Origin of the sequence: Iamia sp. SCSIO 61187 (assembly GCF_019443745.1) — a bacterium.
GTDB lineage: Bacteria > Actinomycetota > Acidimicrobiia > Acidimicrobiales > Iamiaceae > Iamia.
Genome location: NZ_CP050948.1, coordinates 1,138,018 through 1,151,917 on the forward strand (window position 1 = coordinate 1,138,018; position 13,900 = coordinate 1,151,917).

Annotated in this window: 9 protein-coding genes; 7 read left to right on the forward strand and 2 right to left on the reverse strand. The window is 73.8% G+C overall.

All coding sequences use genetic code 11. The features are described 5' to 3' along the window. The first annotated feature begins 11 nt into the window (after positions 1-11). The 5 genes from HC251_RS05600 (at position 12) to HC251_RS05620 (ending at position 6,412) form a co-directional block, all read left to right on the forward strand. Positions 12-1,319 (forward strand): ABC transporter substrate-binding protein, encoded by a 1,308-nt coding sequence (locus HC251_RS05600; RefSeq protein WP_219944324.1) that lies wholly within the window; start codon positions 12-14, stop codon positions 1,317-1,319. Between the two features lie 72 nt (positions 1,320-1,391). Beyond that, positions 1,392-2,735: a carbohydrate ABC transporter permease gene (locus tag HC251_RS05605; protein ID WP_219944325.1), complete on the forward strand. Its 1,344-nt coding sequence runs from the start codon at positions 1,392-1,394 to the stop codon at positions 2,733-2,735. A 5-nt stretch (positions 2,736-2,740) separates the two neighbouring features. After that, complete coding sequence (locus HC251_RS05610) at positions 2,741-3,736, forward strand: carbohydrate ABC transporter permease (protein WP_370651335.1); 996 nt, start codon at positions 2,741-2,743, stop codon at positions 3,734-3,736. 34 nt (positions 3,737-3,770) lie between these two features. Beyond that, positions 3,771-5,054, forward strand: a complete 1,284-nt coding sequence (locus HC251_RS25935; RefSeq protein ID WP_219944326.1) for an ABC transporter ATP-binding protein — start codon at positions 3,771-3,773, stop codon at positions 5,052-5,054. After that, a complete protein-coding gene (locus HC251_RS05620; protein WP_219944327.1) occupies positions 5,051-6,412 on the forward strand; it encodes a GH1 family beta-glucosidase in 1,362 nt (453 codons plus the stop codon). The genes HC251_RS25935 and HC251_RS05620 overlap by 4 nt, the downstream gene beginning before the upstream one ends. 112 nt (positions 6,413-6,524) lie before the next feature. Here the strand turns inward: HC251_RS05620 and HC251_RS05625 are convergent, their stop codons facing one another. Then, positions 6,525-7,736, reverse strand: a complete 1,212-nt coding sequence (locus tag HC251_RS05625; protein ID WP_219944328.1) for a cytochrome P450 — start codon at positions 7,734-7,736, stop codon at positions 6,525-6,527. Between the two features lie 159 nt (positions 7,737-7,895). On the opposite strand from HC251_RS05625, the gene HC251_RS25460 reads away from it, so the two are divergent. Further along, entirely contained in the window at positions 7,896-12,956 is a 5,061-nt protein-coding gene (locus HC251_RS25460) for a DEAD/DEAH box helicase (protein ID WP_255566609.1), read from the forward strand. Between the two features lie 3 nt (positions 12,957-12,959). On the opposite strand, the gene HC251_RS05635 is transcribed toward HC251_RS25460, so the two are convergent. After that, a complete protein-coding gene (locus HC251_RS05635) occupies positions 12,960-13,160 on the reverse strand; it encodes a hypothetical protein (RefSeq protein ID WP_219944329.1) in 201 nt (66 codons plus the stop codon). Between the two features lie 80 nt (positions 13,161-13,240). Between HC251_RS05635 and HC251_RS05640 the strand changes: the two genes are divergently transcribed. Beyond that, positions 13,241-13,867 (forward strand): rhomboid family intramembrane serine protease, encoded by a 627-nt coding sequence (locus HC251_RS05640; protein ID WP_219944330.1) that lies wholly within the window; start codon positions 13,241-13,243, stop codon positions 13,865-13,867. The last annotated feature ends 33 nt before the right edge of the window (positions 13,868-13,900 follow it).

Sequence of the window (13,900 nt, forward strand, 5' to 3'; positions counted from 1 at the left end):
GGAGAAGACACATGCAACCACGACGCCGAGGGGCCACCCGGACCCTCCTGACGATCGCACTGGCGGTCGCCCTCCTCGGGGCTGCCTGTGCCGACGACGACGACGGCGAGGAGAGCTCCGGTGGGGGCGGCGGGGGTGACGGCGACAAGGTCGTGACCATGGCCGGCCCCGAGGTCGAGGGCGAGGCCCAGGGCCTCGTCGACGCCTTCGCCGCCTTCGAGGAGGAGACCGGCATCACCATCGACTACGCCGGCGACCGCAGCTTCGAGGAGCAGATCGGTGGTCAGGTCGACGGCGGCAACGCCCCGGACATCGCCTTCTTCCCGCAGCCGGGCAAGATCCGCGACTTCCAGGACGACCTGGTGCCGATCCCCGAGGAGATCGCCAGCGGCTTCGACGGGCTCCCCGAGGGCCTGCTCGAGCTGGCCACCATCGACGGTGACCTCTACGGCGTGCCGGCCAAGGCCGACCTCAAGAGCCTGGTCTGGTACGACCCCACGGCCTTCGAGGAGAAGGGCTACACCGTGCCCGAGACCATGGAGGACCTGCTCTCGCAGGCCGACGAGATGATCGCCAACGGCGACACCCCGTTCTGCATCGGCATCGGCTCCGACGCCGCCACCGGCTGGCCCATGACGGACTGGATCGAGGACTTCATGCTGCGGCTGAAGGGCCCCGAGGTCTACGACCAGTGGGTGAACCACGAGATCCCGTTCAACGACCCGGACGTGGTCGAGGTCGTCGAGTACGTCTACGACCTGTGGGCCACCGAGGGCATGGTGTTCGGCGGTCTGCAGAACATCGCGGCCACGCCGTTCGCCGACGCCGGCCTCCCCCTCCTCGAGGGCGACTGCATGATGCACCGGCAGGGCAACTTCTACGCCGCCAACTGGCCCGAGGGCACCGAGATCGGTGAGGACGGTCAGGTCAACGCGTTCTACCTGCCCACCTTCGCCGACCAGGACTTCGGCCAGGTGACCCTGAGCGGTGGCATCTACGCCGCCGCCTTCAGCGACCGCCCCGAGGTCATGGAGGTCCTGGAGTTCATCGGCAGCAGCGAGTACGGCGACGCCCGTGCCCCGACCGGTGGCTTCCTGGCCCCGAACCAGAACACCGACACGAGCCTGTACCCGTCGGAGATCGAGCAGACCTTCGCCGAGATCCTGAGCGAGGCCGACCCCGTCCGGTTCGACGGCAGCGACCTGATGCCGGGTGAGATCGGCGCCGGTGAGTTCTGGACCGCCGCCGTGGACATCGTGTCCGGCAACAAGACGGTCGAAGAGGCCCTCACCACCGTCGAGGAGGCCTGGCCCTCCTGATCCGCTGACGGGTGGGTCCGGCGCCAGCAGGCGCCGGGCCCACCCCCTAGCGTCCCGCTGCCCCCACCTCCCATGGCCCAGCTCCTCACCACCATCCTCCAGGTCCTCGCCATCGTCGGTGTGACCCTCGGCCTGTTCCTCGCCGCCAACGCGGCCGTCGACCTGGCCCGCACCCGCTTCACCCTGTACTCGATCCTCATCGGCGCCGCCGTCGGCGTGCCCGCCGGAGCCCTCGCCAACAGCGGTGGTTGGTTCAAGGGCGGGGGCCTGTGGCCGCTGGGCGGTGCGGTGGTCGGCGCCCTCGTCGGCGCCCTCCGGGCCCGCGTGCGCCCCCCGTCGGCCGAGCGGGCCCGCCGCATCCCCGACCGCTGGCGCCCGGTCATCTTCCTCGCCCCGGCGCTGTCGTTCCTCTTCATCGGGCTGGTCGTCCCGGCCGTCCGCACGATCTACCTGAGCTTCCGCAGCCGTCGGGGCGACGAGGCCGTGGGGCTCGAGAACTACCGGTCGGTCCTGGGGAACTCCGACGTCTTCAGCTTCAACGGCATCGGCGACGTCCTCTCCAGCCGCCTGGCGCAGATCGCCCTGGTGCTGGTGGTCATCGCCGTGGTCACCGTCGTCCTGCGGGGGCCGGCCCGGGGGCGCGGCGCCGACCTGGGCGGGCCGGTGCCGGTCGTCTCGCTCAGCACCGCCGCCGCCCTCGTCGTCCTGGCGATGATGGGGGCCCTGCGCGGCGTGATCTGGAACAACCTGTTCTGGGTCGTGTTCGTCACCGGCTTCGCCACGGTGCTGGGCCTGGCCATCGCCGCCCTGGCCGACCGGGCCGCCGGCGAATCGGTGGCCAAGTCGCTGATCTTCCTGCCGATGGCGATCAGCTTCGTCGGCGCCAGCGTGATCTGGCGGTTCGTCTACGCCTTCGTCCCGGCCCGGAACGACCAGATCGGCCTGCTCAACGGCGTGTGGGTCGGGCTGGGGGGTGAGCCGCAGGCGTGGATCCAGGACCGGCCGTGGAACTCGCTGTTCCTCATCTTCATCCTCATCTGGATCCAGACCGGCTTCGCCATGGTGCTGCTCTCGGCCGCCATCAAGGGCGTGCCCCACGAGCTGATCGAGGCGGCCGAGGTCGACGGGGCGACGACCGGCCAGATCTTCTGGCGGGTCACCCTGCCGTCGATCCGTCCCACCGTCATCGTGGTCGTCACCACGCTCATCGTCACCGTCCTCAAGGTGTACGACATCGTCAAGGTCATGACCAACGGCGAGTTCGGCACCAGCGTCATCGCCAACGAGATGTTCCAGGAGGCCTTCATCGCCCGCGACCTGGGCGTGGGCTCGACCCTCGCCGTCCTCCTCTTCATGGCCGTGCTCCCCCTCATGGCCGCCAACATGTGGCGCGTCCGACGGGAGGCCACCTCGTGACGGGCGTGGAGCCGGTGACGGCGCTCACCACGACGGTCGACACCAAGCCGCTCGACGACACCGCGGACACCGAGCAGCCGCTCGGCCAGCCCGTCACCGCCCGGGCCTACCGGAGCCTGCGGGCGATCCCGACCTTCGTCCTGTGGGCGATCGTCGCCGTGTGGAGCCTCCCGACGCTCGGGATGCTGGTGTCGTCGTTCCGCCCCGAGACCGAGGTGAAGACCACCGGCTGGTGGACCGTCGTCACCGACCCGTCCCTCACCCTCGACAACTACGACGCGGTCTTCTCGACGTCCGGGACCGACGCCCCCAACATGTGGGGCCACTTCCTGAACTCGATGGCCATCACCATCCCGGCCACCCTGATCCCCCTGGCCTTCGCCGCCTTCGCGGCCTACGCCTTCGCCTGGATGGACTTCCCGTTCCGCAAGGGGCTGTTCGTGTTCGTGGTGGGGCTGCTGGTGGTGCCGCTCCAGATGTCGCTGGTGCCGCTCCTCCAGCTGTCGACCGGGGGCGCCCACCTCAGCCTCTTCGGCGAGACCCTCACCCTGTTCCCGGACCTCGACCTGGCGGGGAAGCCGGCGGCGGTGTGGCTCACCCACATCGCCTTCGGCATGCCGTTGGCCATCTTCCTGCTGCACAACTACATCTCGGGCCTGCCGGCCGACCTGATGGAGGCGGCCCGCATCGACGGCGCCGACCACCCGACGATCTTCTGGCGGCTCGTCCTGCCCCTGTCGGTCCCGGCCCTCGCCGCCTTCGCCATCTTCCAGTTCCTGTGGGTCTGGAACGACTACCTGGTCGCCTCCACCTTCCTGGGGAACTCCCAGGACGCGGCCCCGATGACCGTGCGCCTCGCCACCCTGTCGGGGTCGCGCGGCCAGGACTGGCACCTGCTCACCGCAGCCGCCTTCGTGTCCATCGCCCTGCCCGTCGCCGTCTTCTTCGCCCTGCAGCGCTACTTCGTCCGTGGCCTGCTGGCGGGGTCGGTGAAGGGATGAGGGTCGTGGACGTCTCTGAGAGGAGGGGCCGCTGATGGCCTCCGTGACCTTCGATCAGGTCAGCAAGCAGTACCCCAACGGCGCCTTCGGGATCCGCGACATCTCGCTGGAGGTCCTCGACGGCGAGCTCCTCGTGCTGGTCGGCCCCTCGGGCTGCGGCAAGTCCACCGCCCTGCGCTGCGTCGCCGGCCTGGAGGACGTCACCCACGGGAGCCTCCTCATCGGGGAGCGCTCGGTGGAGAACCTGCCGCCCAAGGACCGGGACATCGCCATGGTGTTCCAGAACTACGCCCTGTACCCGCACATGACGGTGCGCCAGAACATCGGCTTCGCCCTCAAGCTGGCCGGGCGACCCAAGGCCGAGATCGCCTCCCGCGTCGACGAGGTGTCCCGATCGCTGCAGCTCGAGCCCTGGCTCGACCGCAAGCCGGCCCAGCTCTCGGGCGGGCAGCGCCAGCGGGTCGCCATGGGCCGGGCCATCGTGCGCGACCCCGCCGTGTTCCTGATGGACGAGCCGCTGTCGAACCTCGACGCCAAGCTCCGCGTCCAGGTGCGGACCGAGATCGCGCGCCTCCAGCGCGAGCTGGGCACCACCACCATCTACGTCACCCACGACCAGACCGAGGCCATGACGATGGGCGACCGCGTCGCGGTGCTGCGCGACGGCCGCCTCCAGCAGGTCGCCCCGCCCGAGGAGCTCTACTCCGAGCCCGACAACACCTTCGTGGCCGCCTTCATCGGCTCACCGTCGATGAGCCTGGTCGAGGGGACCATCGTCTCCGGCGACGACGGCAGCGGGGCGAGCGCCGGTCGGAGCGTGGCCGGCGGAGGGGCGGTCGCCCTCGACAAGGGTGACGGCAGCGACCTGGCCGTCCGCGTCGGCACCCAGACCCTGCCGGTCCCGGCGTCGGTGGTCGCCCGCCGCCCCGGGCTCGCCGCCCGGGTCGGCGAGGACGTGATCATCGGCATCCGCCCCGAGGACGTGGAGGCCCACGACATCGGCCACCGCGAGGGCGACGTCGTGGCGCCCCTGAAGGCCCACGTCGAGCTGCGCGAGTCGTTGGGGTCCGAGCTGCTCGTGCACATGCGGATCGACGCCCGCCCCGCCGTCACCGACGACACCCGCTCGGCCGCCATCGACTCCGACAGCCAGGCGGTCGAGCTCCTCGAGCGCCAGGCCGCCGAGGGGAGGGCCGCGGTCATCGGCCGGTTCGACCCCCGCAGCAAGGTGCAGTCCGGCACCGACATCCTCGTGAACGTCCGGGTCGACGCCCTCCACTTCTTCGACGCCTCCACCGGCGAAGCCATCCGGACGTGAGCCCGGCCGCAGCGTTCCCCCCGGACTTCGTCTGGGGGGTCGCCTCGTCGTCCCACCAGGTCGAGGGGGCCATGGAGGTCGACGGCGGCGGTCGCTCGATCTGGGACACCTTCGCGTCGGTGCCGGGCGCCATCCGGGGCGGCGACACCGGCGCCGGGGGCGTCGACCACCGGCGGCGCTGGGAGGAGGACGTCGACCTCATGGCGTCGCTCGGCGTCGGCGCCTACCGGTTCTCGATCGCCTGGCCCCGGGTGCAGCCCGGCGGGCGCGGGGCGCTGAACGAGCGGGGGGTGGACTTCTACCGCTCGCTGGTCGACCGCCTGCTCGACCGGGGGATCACGCCCGTCGCCACCCTCTACCACTGGGACCTGCCCGACGAGCTGGAGTCCGACGGCGGGTGGCCGACCCGGGACGTCGCCCTCCGGTTCGCCGAGTACGCCGCCCTGGTGGGGGAGGCGCTGGGCGACCGGGTGGCCCACTGGCGGACGATCAACGAGCCGTGGTGCTCGGCCATGCTCGGCTACGCCGCCGGGATCCACGCCCCCGGGCGGCGGTCACCGGCGGCCGCGGTGGCGGCCGCCCACCACCTCCTGCTGGGCCACGGCCTGGCCGTCGCCGCCCTGCGGGGCGTGGTGAGGGCCCCCGGGGCCGAGATCGGGCTGACCGTCAACCCGTACCCGGTGGTGGCGGCGGGGTCGACGCCGGCGGACCTGGACGTGGCCCGGCGCGTCGACGGCATCGCCAACCGCGTGTGGCTCGACCCGGTGCTGCGGGGCGCGTACCCCGCCGACGTCGTCGAGGACTGGGCGGGGCTCGGCTTCGCCGACGTGGTGCACGACGGGGACCTCGACGTCATCAGCGCGCCGATCGATGCCCTCGGCCTCAACTACTACCGCCGCCACCACGTCCGCCATGCCCCGGAGGAGAGAGGCGGCCGGGACTGGGCCCAGTGGCCGGGCACGGCCCACGTCGACCTGGTCGAGCCGGACGGGCCCCACACCGACGGCGGCTGGGCCATCGAGCCCGAGGGCCTGTTCGAGACGCTGGAGATGGTCGCCGCCTACGGCGACACCCCGCTCTACGTCGAGGAGTGCGGGGCCGCCTTCGACGAGCCGTTCGACGACGTCCAGCGCATCGACTTCCTCCGGTCCCACATCACCCAGGCCCATCGGGCCCGGGAGGCCGGCGTCGACCTGCGGGGCTGGTTCGTCTGGACCTGGTTCGACAACTTCGAGTGGGCCGAGGGCTACGCCCACCGCTTCGGCCTCGTCCACGTCGACTACGCCACCTACGCGCGCACCCCCAAGGCCAGCGCCCGCTGGTACGCCGAGGTCATGCGCACCGGCGAGGTCGGGTAGCCCGATCCGGGTCGCGCGAGCGTTTCTGAGCCAGGGATCGGCCACCGGTGGCCGGCTCCCGGCTCAGAGTCCGCACGGATGGTGCCTGGCACCATCCGTGCGCCCGACCTGGTCAGCGGCGGGTGAGGCGGACGCGCAGCCAGTCGGGGGCGCCGAAGCCGCCGATGGGCCCGGCCTCCTCCACGACCGGAGGCGTGAACCGGGCGGTGAGGGCGCCGAGGGCCTCGGTCAGCTCGAGCCGGGCCAGGCCGGCCCCGACGCACAGGTGCGGCCCCCACCCGAAGGTGACGTGGGCATGGGCGTCGGGGCGGTCGATCTCGAGGTGGTCGGCCCGCTCGAAGCGGTCCGGGTCCCGGTTGGCGGTCGTGAACGACAGCAGCAGCCGGTCACCCGTCTCGAGGCTGAGGTCGTCGCTCGTGAACGGCTCCTCGGCCCGCCGGGTGAGCCCGGGGACGATGGGCCGGAACCGGAGGATCTCGTCGACCGCCGTCGGGAGGAGGCTCGGGTCGGCGGCGAGGCGCTCCCAGCTGTCCGGGTGCTCGGCGAGGACGGCGACGGACGCGGTGAGCTGACGGCGGGTCGTCTCGGCCCCGGCGAACACGAAGCCGGTGATCATGGCGATCACGTCGTCGTCGGACAGGCGCTGGCCGTCGACCTCGGCGTCCACGAGCCGGGTCACGAGGTCGTCCCCCGGAGCGGCGAGGCTGGCGGCGATGCGCTCGTGCCCGTAGGCCCGCATCTCGGCCGTCGCCGCCTCGACCACGGCGACGTCGTCGGGATCCATCTGCACCGTGAAGGCGCGGGCGATGGCCCCGGCCCAGCGGGCCATCCGGTCGCGGTCCTCCACCGGCAGGCCGAAGAGGAGGGCGAAGACCTCCGGCGGCAGCGGTTCGGCCAGGGCGGCCACGATCTCGCACGCACCGCCGCCGGCCTCGATGTCGTCGACGAGCCGCTCGGCGATGGCCCGGGCGGCGGGCCGGAGCTGCTCGACCCTGCGGGGGGTGAAGGCCGTCGACAGCACCGCCCGCAGGTGCCGGTGCTCGGCCCCGTGCCGGCCGAACAGGGGCGTGATCTGGGCGGTGGCGGTCGGCGACAGGCCGCTGGCCACCATGTCGTCGACGAAGGACCGGGGGGAGAGCCGCCGGTCCGACAGCGTCTCGCGGGTCGCCTCCCACCCGAGCACGATCGGCATCGGGGCACCGTGCTGGTCCATCCCCTGGGCCCACCAGTGCTGTGCGGCGCACCGCCGCAGCTCGGCGTCGCCGTCGGTCAGGTAGGCCACGGGGTCGAGCTCGGCCGGGCACGACGCAGCAGGTTCGGGCATCCCCGGATCATTGCCGCTCCGACCGGTCGGAGGGGTCGAGCGCGCCGATCCGAGCCCCCACCGTCTGGGGTCGAGCCGATCACGACCGGTTCGGCCTGGGCATGGCGGGCGCCGTCCGAGGGCCTCGCTGTCACACCCCTTCCGTAGGCTCCCCCTGTGGTGACGAAGGCCCCCCCTGACGATGCGCTGGAGCTGTTCAGCGCGCCGGTGCGGGAGTGGTTCCGGACGTCGTTCGGCGGGGCCACCGACGCCCAGGCCAAGGGGTGGCCCGCCATCGCGGCGGGCGACCACACCCTGATCCTGGCGCCGACGGGGTCGGGCAAGACCCTCACCGCCTTCCTGTGGGGGATCGACTCGCTGATGTCCCGGCCCCGGGAGCTCGACGCCAAGGGCAAGGCCGTGGGCGGGACCCGGATCGTCTACATCTCGCCCCTGCGGGCGCTGGCCGTCGACGTCGACAAGAACCTGCGGTCGCCGCTGAAGGGCATCCGCCTCGCCGCCGAGCGCCTGGCGGCCGGTGGGGCGGGCGGGACGGGAGAGCCGGTCCTCCAGGAGCCCACCGTCGCCCTGCGCACCGGCGACACCAGCCCCGACGAGCGGCGCCAGCTGCAGCGCAACCCGCCCGACATCCTCATCACCACCCCCGAGTCGCTCTACCTCATGCTGACGAGCGCCGTGCGGGAGACGCTGGTCGACGTCGAGGCCGTGATCATCGACGAGATCCACGCCGTCGCCGCCACCAAGCGGGGGTCGCACCTGGCCCTCACCCTGGAGCGGCTCGAGCAGGTGGCGACCCGGGCCCCGCAGCGCATCGGGCTGTCGGCCACCCAGCGCCCGCTCGACGAGATCGCCCGCTACCTCGGCGGCTACGACGACACCGGTGCGGCCCGGCCGGTCACGATCGTCGACGCCGGCAGCCGCAAGGTGCTCGACGTCGAGGTCATCGTCCCCGTCGACGACATGGCCGACCTGGGCCAGCCCATCACGCCCGGCGGGGGCGCACCCGGAGGCCCGGACGCCCCGCCGAGCGGGCCGGCCAGCGCGGCGGCGCCCCGCCGCAGCATCTGGCCGTCGATGCACCCGGAGCTGCTCGACCTGGTGCGATCGCACCGGAGCACGCTCATCTTCGTCAACGCCCGCCGCCTGGCCGAGCGGCTGGCGACCCGCCTCAACGAGCTGGCCGCCGAGCAGGACGCCATCGCCCGGGGCGACACCCCGGACGGCCCGGGCTACGTCAGCGCCGAGTCGTTCGGCGCCCCGCCCGCGCCCGGCCACCTCCCGGACGGTACGCCCATCCCCGAGCTGGTCAAGGCCCACCACGGGTCGCTCGCCCGCGAGCAGCGGCTCATCATCGAGGACGACCTCAAGGGCGGCCGGCTCCGGGGTCTGGTGTGCACCTCGAGCCTCGAGCTGGGCATCGACATGGGTGCGGTCGACCTGGTCGTGCAGGTCGAGTCGCCGGGCGCCGTCAGCCGCGGCCTCCAGCGCATCGGCCGGGCCGGGCACCAGGTCGGCGAGCCCAGCCGGGGCAAGGTGTTCCCCAAGCACCGGGCCGACCTGCTCGAGGCGGCCACCGTCGTGCCCCGCATGGAGGCCGGCCTGGTCGAGGCGACCCGGTACCCCCGCAACCCGGTCGACGTCCTGGCCCAGCAGATCGTGGCCATGTGCGCCCTCGACGAGTGGACCGTCGACGAGCTGAAGGCCGTCGTCCGCCGGTCGGCACCGTTCCACGAGATCACCGACACGATCCTCCACGAGGTCCTCGACCTGCTGGCCGGCCGCTACCCCAGCGAGGAGTTCGCCGAGCTGCGGCCCCGCATCGTCTGGGATCGGGCCCTCGGGGTCGTCCGGGGCCGCCGGGGCGCCCAGCGGCTGGCCGTCACCAGCGGCGGCACCATCCCCGACCGGGGCCTCTACGGCGTGTTCCTGCCCGACGGCAAACGGGTCGGCGAGCTCGACGAGGAGATGGTCTACGAGTCCCGCGTCGGCGAGACGTTCCTGCTCGGCGCCTCGACGTGGCGGATCGAGGACATCACCCCCGAGCGGGTCGTCGTCACCCCGGCGCCGGGCCTGCCCGGCAAGATGCCGTTCTGGCACGGCGACGGGCCCGGCCGACCGCTCGAGCTGGGGCGGGCCGTCGGCGAGACGACCCGGAGCCTGCGGGAGATGCCCCGCGACGGCGCCTACGAGCGGCTGCGCACCGTGCACCACCTCGACGACCGGGCCGCCACCAACCTCCTCGCCTACATCGACGACCAGGTGGCCGAGGGCGCCGTCCCCGACGACCGCACCATCGTCGTCGAGCGCTTCCGCGACGAGATCGGCGACTGGCGGGTCTGCATCCTCTCGCCCTTCGGCGCCCGGGTCCACGCCCCGTGGGCGATGGTGCTCCAGGCTCGGCTCACCGAGCGGTGGGGCACCCCGGTCGAGCTGATGTGGAGCGACGACGGCATCGTCCTCCGCCTGCCCGAGGCCTACGACGAGTTCCCGCTCGACGAGCTGCTGGTCGACCCCGAGGACGTCGACGACCTCATCATCGCCCACCTCCCCACGACCGCCCTGTTCGCCTCCCGGTTCCGCGAGTGCGCAGCTCGGGCCCTGCTCCTGCCCCGTCGGCGGCCCGACCGGCGGACGCCGCTGTGGCAGCAGCGCCAGAAGGCGGCCGACCTGCTGACCGTGGCCGCCCGCCACCCCCGGTTCCCGATCCTCTACGAGACGACGCGGGAGATCCTCACCGACGTCTTCGACGTCCCCGCCCTGCGCGAGCTGCTCGGCGACCTGCGCTCGCGGCGGGTGCGGGTCGTCCCCGTCGACACGCCCAAGGCGTCGCCCTTCGCCCAGTCGCTGCTGTTCGGGTGGATCTCGGTCTACATGTACGAGGGCGACGCGCCGTTGGCCGAGCGCCGGGCGGCGGCGCTGGCCCTCGACAAGGACCTGCTGGCCGAGCTGCTCGGCGCCGACGAGCTGCGCGACCTGCTCGACGCCGACGTCCTGGCCGAGGTCGAGGCATCGCTGCAGCACCTCGACGGCGAGCGGGCGGCCCGGGACACCGACGAGCTCCACGACCTCGTCCGCACCCTGGGTCCCCTGTCCCTGGACGAGCTGGCGCGGCGGGCCGACCCGGGAGGCGAGGCCGGGCGCGCCCGATCGCGGCGGCAGAGCTCGGACGAACGTCCCACCGATGCCACCGAGGGCGCGGCGGACGGGGAGTGGCCCGCCGCGCCCGCGGAGTCGGACCCGCCCGGCGTCGCGGCGTGGCCGCCGCCCGATCGGGACGAGGTCGCGGTGCGCACCGCAGTCGAGGCCTGGGTCGACGCGCTGGTCGAGGAGCGACGGGCCATCCGGGTCGGGGTGGCGGGGGAGGAGCGCATCGCCGCCGCCGAGGACGCGGCGCGCCTCCGCGACGCCCTGGGCTGCGCCGTGCCCGTCGGCCTGCCGTCCGCCTTCACCGACCCGGTCGACCGACCCCTCCTCGACCTCGTGGCCCGCTACGCCCGCACCCACGGGCCGTTCCTCACCCGGGAGGTCGCGGCCCGCTACGGCGTCGACGAACCCCGCGCCGCCGGGGCCCTGTCGGAGCTGGCCTCCGACGGCCGGGTCGTCCTGGGCGAGTTCCGTCCGGGCGGCGTCGAGCGCGAGTGGTGCGATGCCGAGGTCCTGCGGCGCATCCGCCGGCGATCGCTTGCGGCCCTGCGCCGCGAGGTGGAGCCGGTCGAGGCCGACGCCCTGGCCCGCTTCCTCCCGGCCTGGCAGGGCGTCGGGATGCCCCGTCGGGGCGTCGACGGGCTGGCCGAGGCCATCGCCGTGCTCCAGGGTGCGCCGATCCCGGCGTCGGTGCTGGAGACCGACGTCCTCCCGGCCCGCATGGACCGCTACCGGCCCGCCGACCTCGACGCCCTGGCCGCGTCGGGCGACGTGGTGTGGGTCGGGGCGGGGGCCATCGGGGCCGGCGACGGCCGGGTGCGCCTGGCGTTCCGCGACGAGCTCGGCCTCCTCGTCCCCGAGCCCGACGCCGACGGTCTGCCCGACGGCGCCGTGCACGACCTCCTCCGCACCCACCTCGCCGGGCGGGGGGCGTCGTTCTGGCCCGACCTCCAGACGGCCGTGGCCGCCGCCCAGCTCGACTACGACGACCGCTCGCTGCTGGCCGCGCTGTGGGACCTGGTCTGGTCGGGGGAGGTCACCAACGACACCCTGGCCCCGCTGCGCGCCTTCGTCGCGGGCGGGGCGGGCAAGGGCAAGCGCGGCGCGTCGGCCCCGCCGACCCGTGCCGGCCGACCCCGCCCGGGACGCCTCACCCGGCAGGGCCCGCCGGCGGCGGCCGGCCGCTGGTCGCTCGTGGCCCCGCTGCGCGAGCCGGTGCCGACCCCGAGCGAGGCTGCCCTGGCCCGGGCCCGGCAGCTCCTCGAGCGCCACGGGGTCCTGACCCGCGAGGCGGCGCTGGCCGAGGGGGTCGAGGGCGGCTTCGCCGGCGTCTACCCGGTGCTGCGGGCCATGGAGGACAAGGGCTCGGTCCGGCGGGGCTACTTCGTGGCCGGGCTCGGCGCCGCCCAGTTCGCCCTGCCCGGCGCCGTCGACCGCCTCCGCGCCGAGCGCGACCCCGCCGGCGACCGGCGCACCGCCACCGCTCGCACCCCCGATCCGGTCCCCGCCGACGACGGCGCCGGGACCGGGCCGGTGGCTGACGACCTGGACGTCGATGGGTTGCCGGCGGGCTGGACGGCCGAGCCCGAGCCGTACCCCGGCACGGGGTGGAGCGACGCCCCCTACCCGTACGACCCCTTCGACGACCTCGACCTCGACGCACCCGTCGCGCCCGTGGTCCTGGCCGCCACCGACCCGGCCCAGCCCTACGGGGCGGCCCTGCCGTGGCCGGCCTCGTCGGGCCGACCGGCCCGGGCCGCCGGGGCCCACGTCGTGCTGGTCGACGGGCGGCCGCTCGCCTACCTCGAGCGAGGCGGTCGCACCGTCAGCCTCTTCCCCGGCGCCGCCGGACGGGTGGCCGCCGAGGGCGACGACACCGCGACCGTCGACGGTCGCACGGTCGACGACGACACCCGGTGGGTGGACGCCCTCGTCGCCCTGGTGCGGGCCGGGCGCCGGCGCAGCGTCGAGATCACCAAGGTCGACGGCCTGCCGGTCCGGGAGACCGACGCCGCCGAGCTGCTCGTCGCCGCCGGCTTCCGCGACTCCTACCGCGGCCTGGTGCTGCGGGGGTGAGGGTCAGTCGTCCGAGGGGTCCTCGCCGGACCAGCGCTCGTCCTCGGCGTCCCACTCCTCGTTCCGCGCCTTGGTGCTGGACCGCCAGTCCTCGGCCGCCTGCCTCGTCGGGTAGGGGCCGAGGGCCTCGACGTCACGGGGTCGCTCGGCGTCGGTGACGGCCCGTCCGTTGGTCAGGTCCCACCACCACTTCTCGTCGGCCATCGCCGGTCTCCTGTCGTTCGGGTGCCCCGACCCTGCCACGCCGCGTGCCGTTCACCCCGCACGGGTGCGAGCATGGTCCTGTGGGCACCCCGCTGATCCCCGAACCGGCCGCCGGCGCAGCGCGCGCCGACACCGACGACGGCCCCGTCGCCGACCTGCTCCGGCCGTTCGTCGTCGTGGCCGTCGTGGCCGCGGTGATGTGGGTGCAGGAGCTGGTCGACCTGGTGCCCGGCACCCCGTTCGACTCGTGGGGCATCCGGCCCCGGTCGGTGCGGGGCGTGCTGGGCATCCCCCTGGCGCCGTTCCTCCACGACGGCTTCCGGCACCTGTTCGCCAACACCATCCCCTTCGTCGTGATGGGTGGCGCCATCGCCAGCGGCGGCATCGCCCGCTTCGTCCGGGTGGCCGCCATCGTCGGCGCCATCAGCGGCATCGGCGTGTGGGTGTTCGCCCGGTCGGGCACCGTGCACCTCGGCGCCAGCGGCCTCGTCTTCGGCTTCCTCACCTACCTGCTGGCACGGGGCGTGATCGCCCGCAAGGTGACGTGGATGCTCGGTGGGTTGGTCGTGCTGGTCGTGTACGGCGGGATCCTCTGGGGGCTCCTGCCCCGCCCCGGCGTCTCCTGGACCGGTCACGTCTTCGGCGCCATCGGTGGCGTGCTGGCGGCGTGGGTGCTGCACCGGCGCACGCCGGGAACCGCCGCCTGAGGAGCGCCGGAGGAGTCGGCACGCGCGGGTGAG

Excerpts from the sequence above, each read along its gene's own strand:
- HC251_RS05605 (WP_219944325.1), top strand. The coding sequence starts at position 1,392 with ATGGCCCAGCTCCTCACCACCATCCTCCAGGTCCTCGCCATCGTCGGT.
- HC251_RS05635 (WP_219944329.1), bottom strand. The coding sequence starts at position 13,160 with ATGGCCGACGAGAAGTGGTGGTGGGACCTGACCAACGGACGGGCCGTC.
- HC251_RS05600 (WP_219944324.1), top strand. The coding sequence starts at position 12 with ATGCAACCACGACGCCGAGGGGCCACCCGGACCCTCCTGACGATCGCA.
- HC251_RS05625 (WP_219944328.1), bottom strand. The coding sequence starts at position 7,736 with ATGCCCGAACCTGCTGCGTCGTGCCCGGCCGAGCTCGACCCCGTGGCC.
- HC251_RS25935 (WP_219944326.1), top strand. The coding sequence starts at position 3,771 with ATGGCCTCCGTGACCTTCGATCAGGTCAGCAAGCAGTACCCCAACGGC.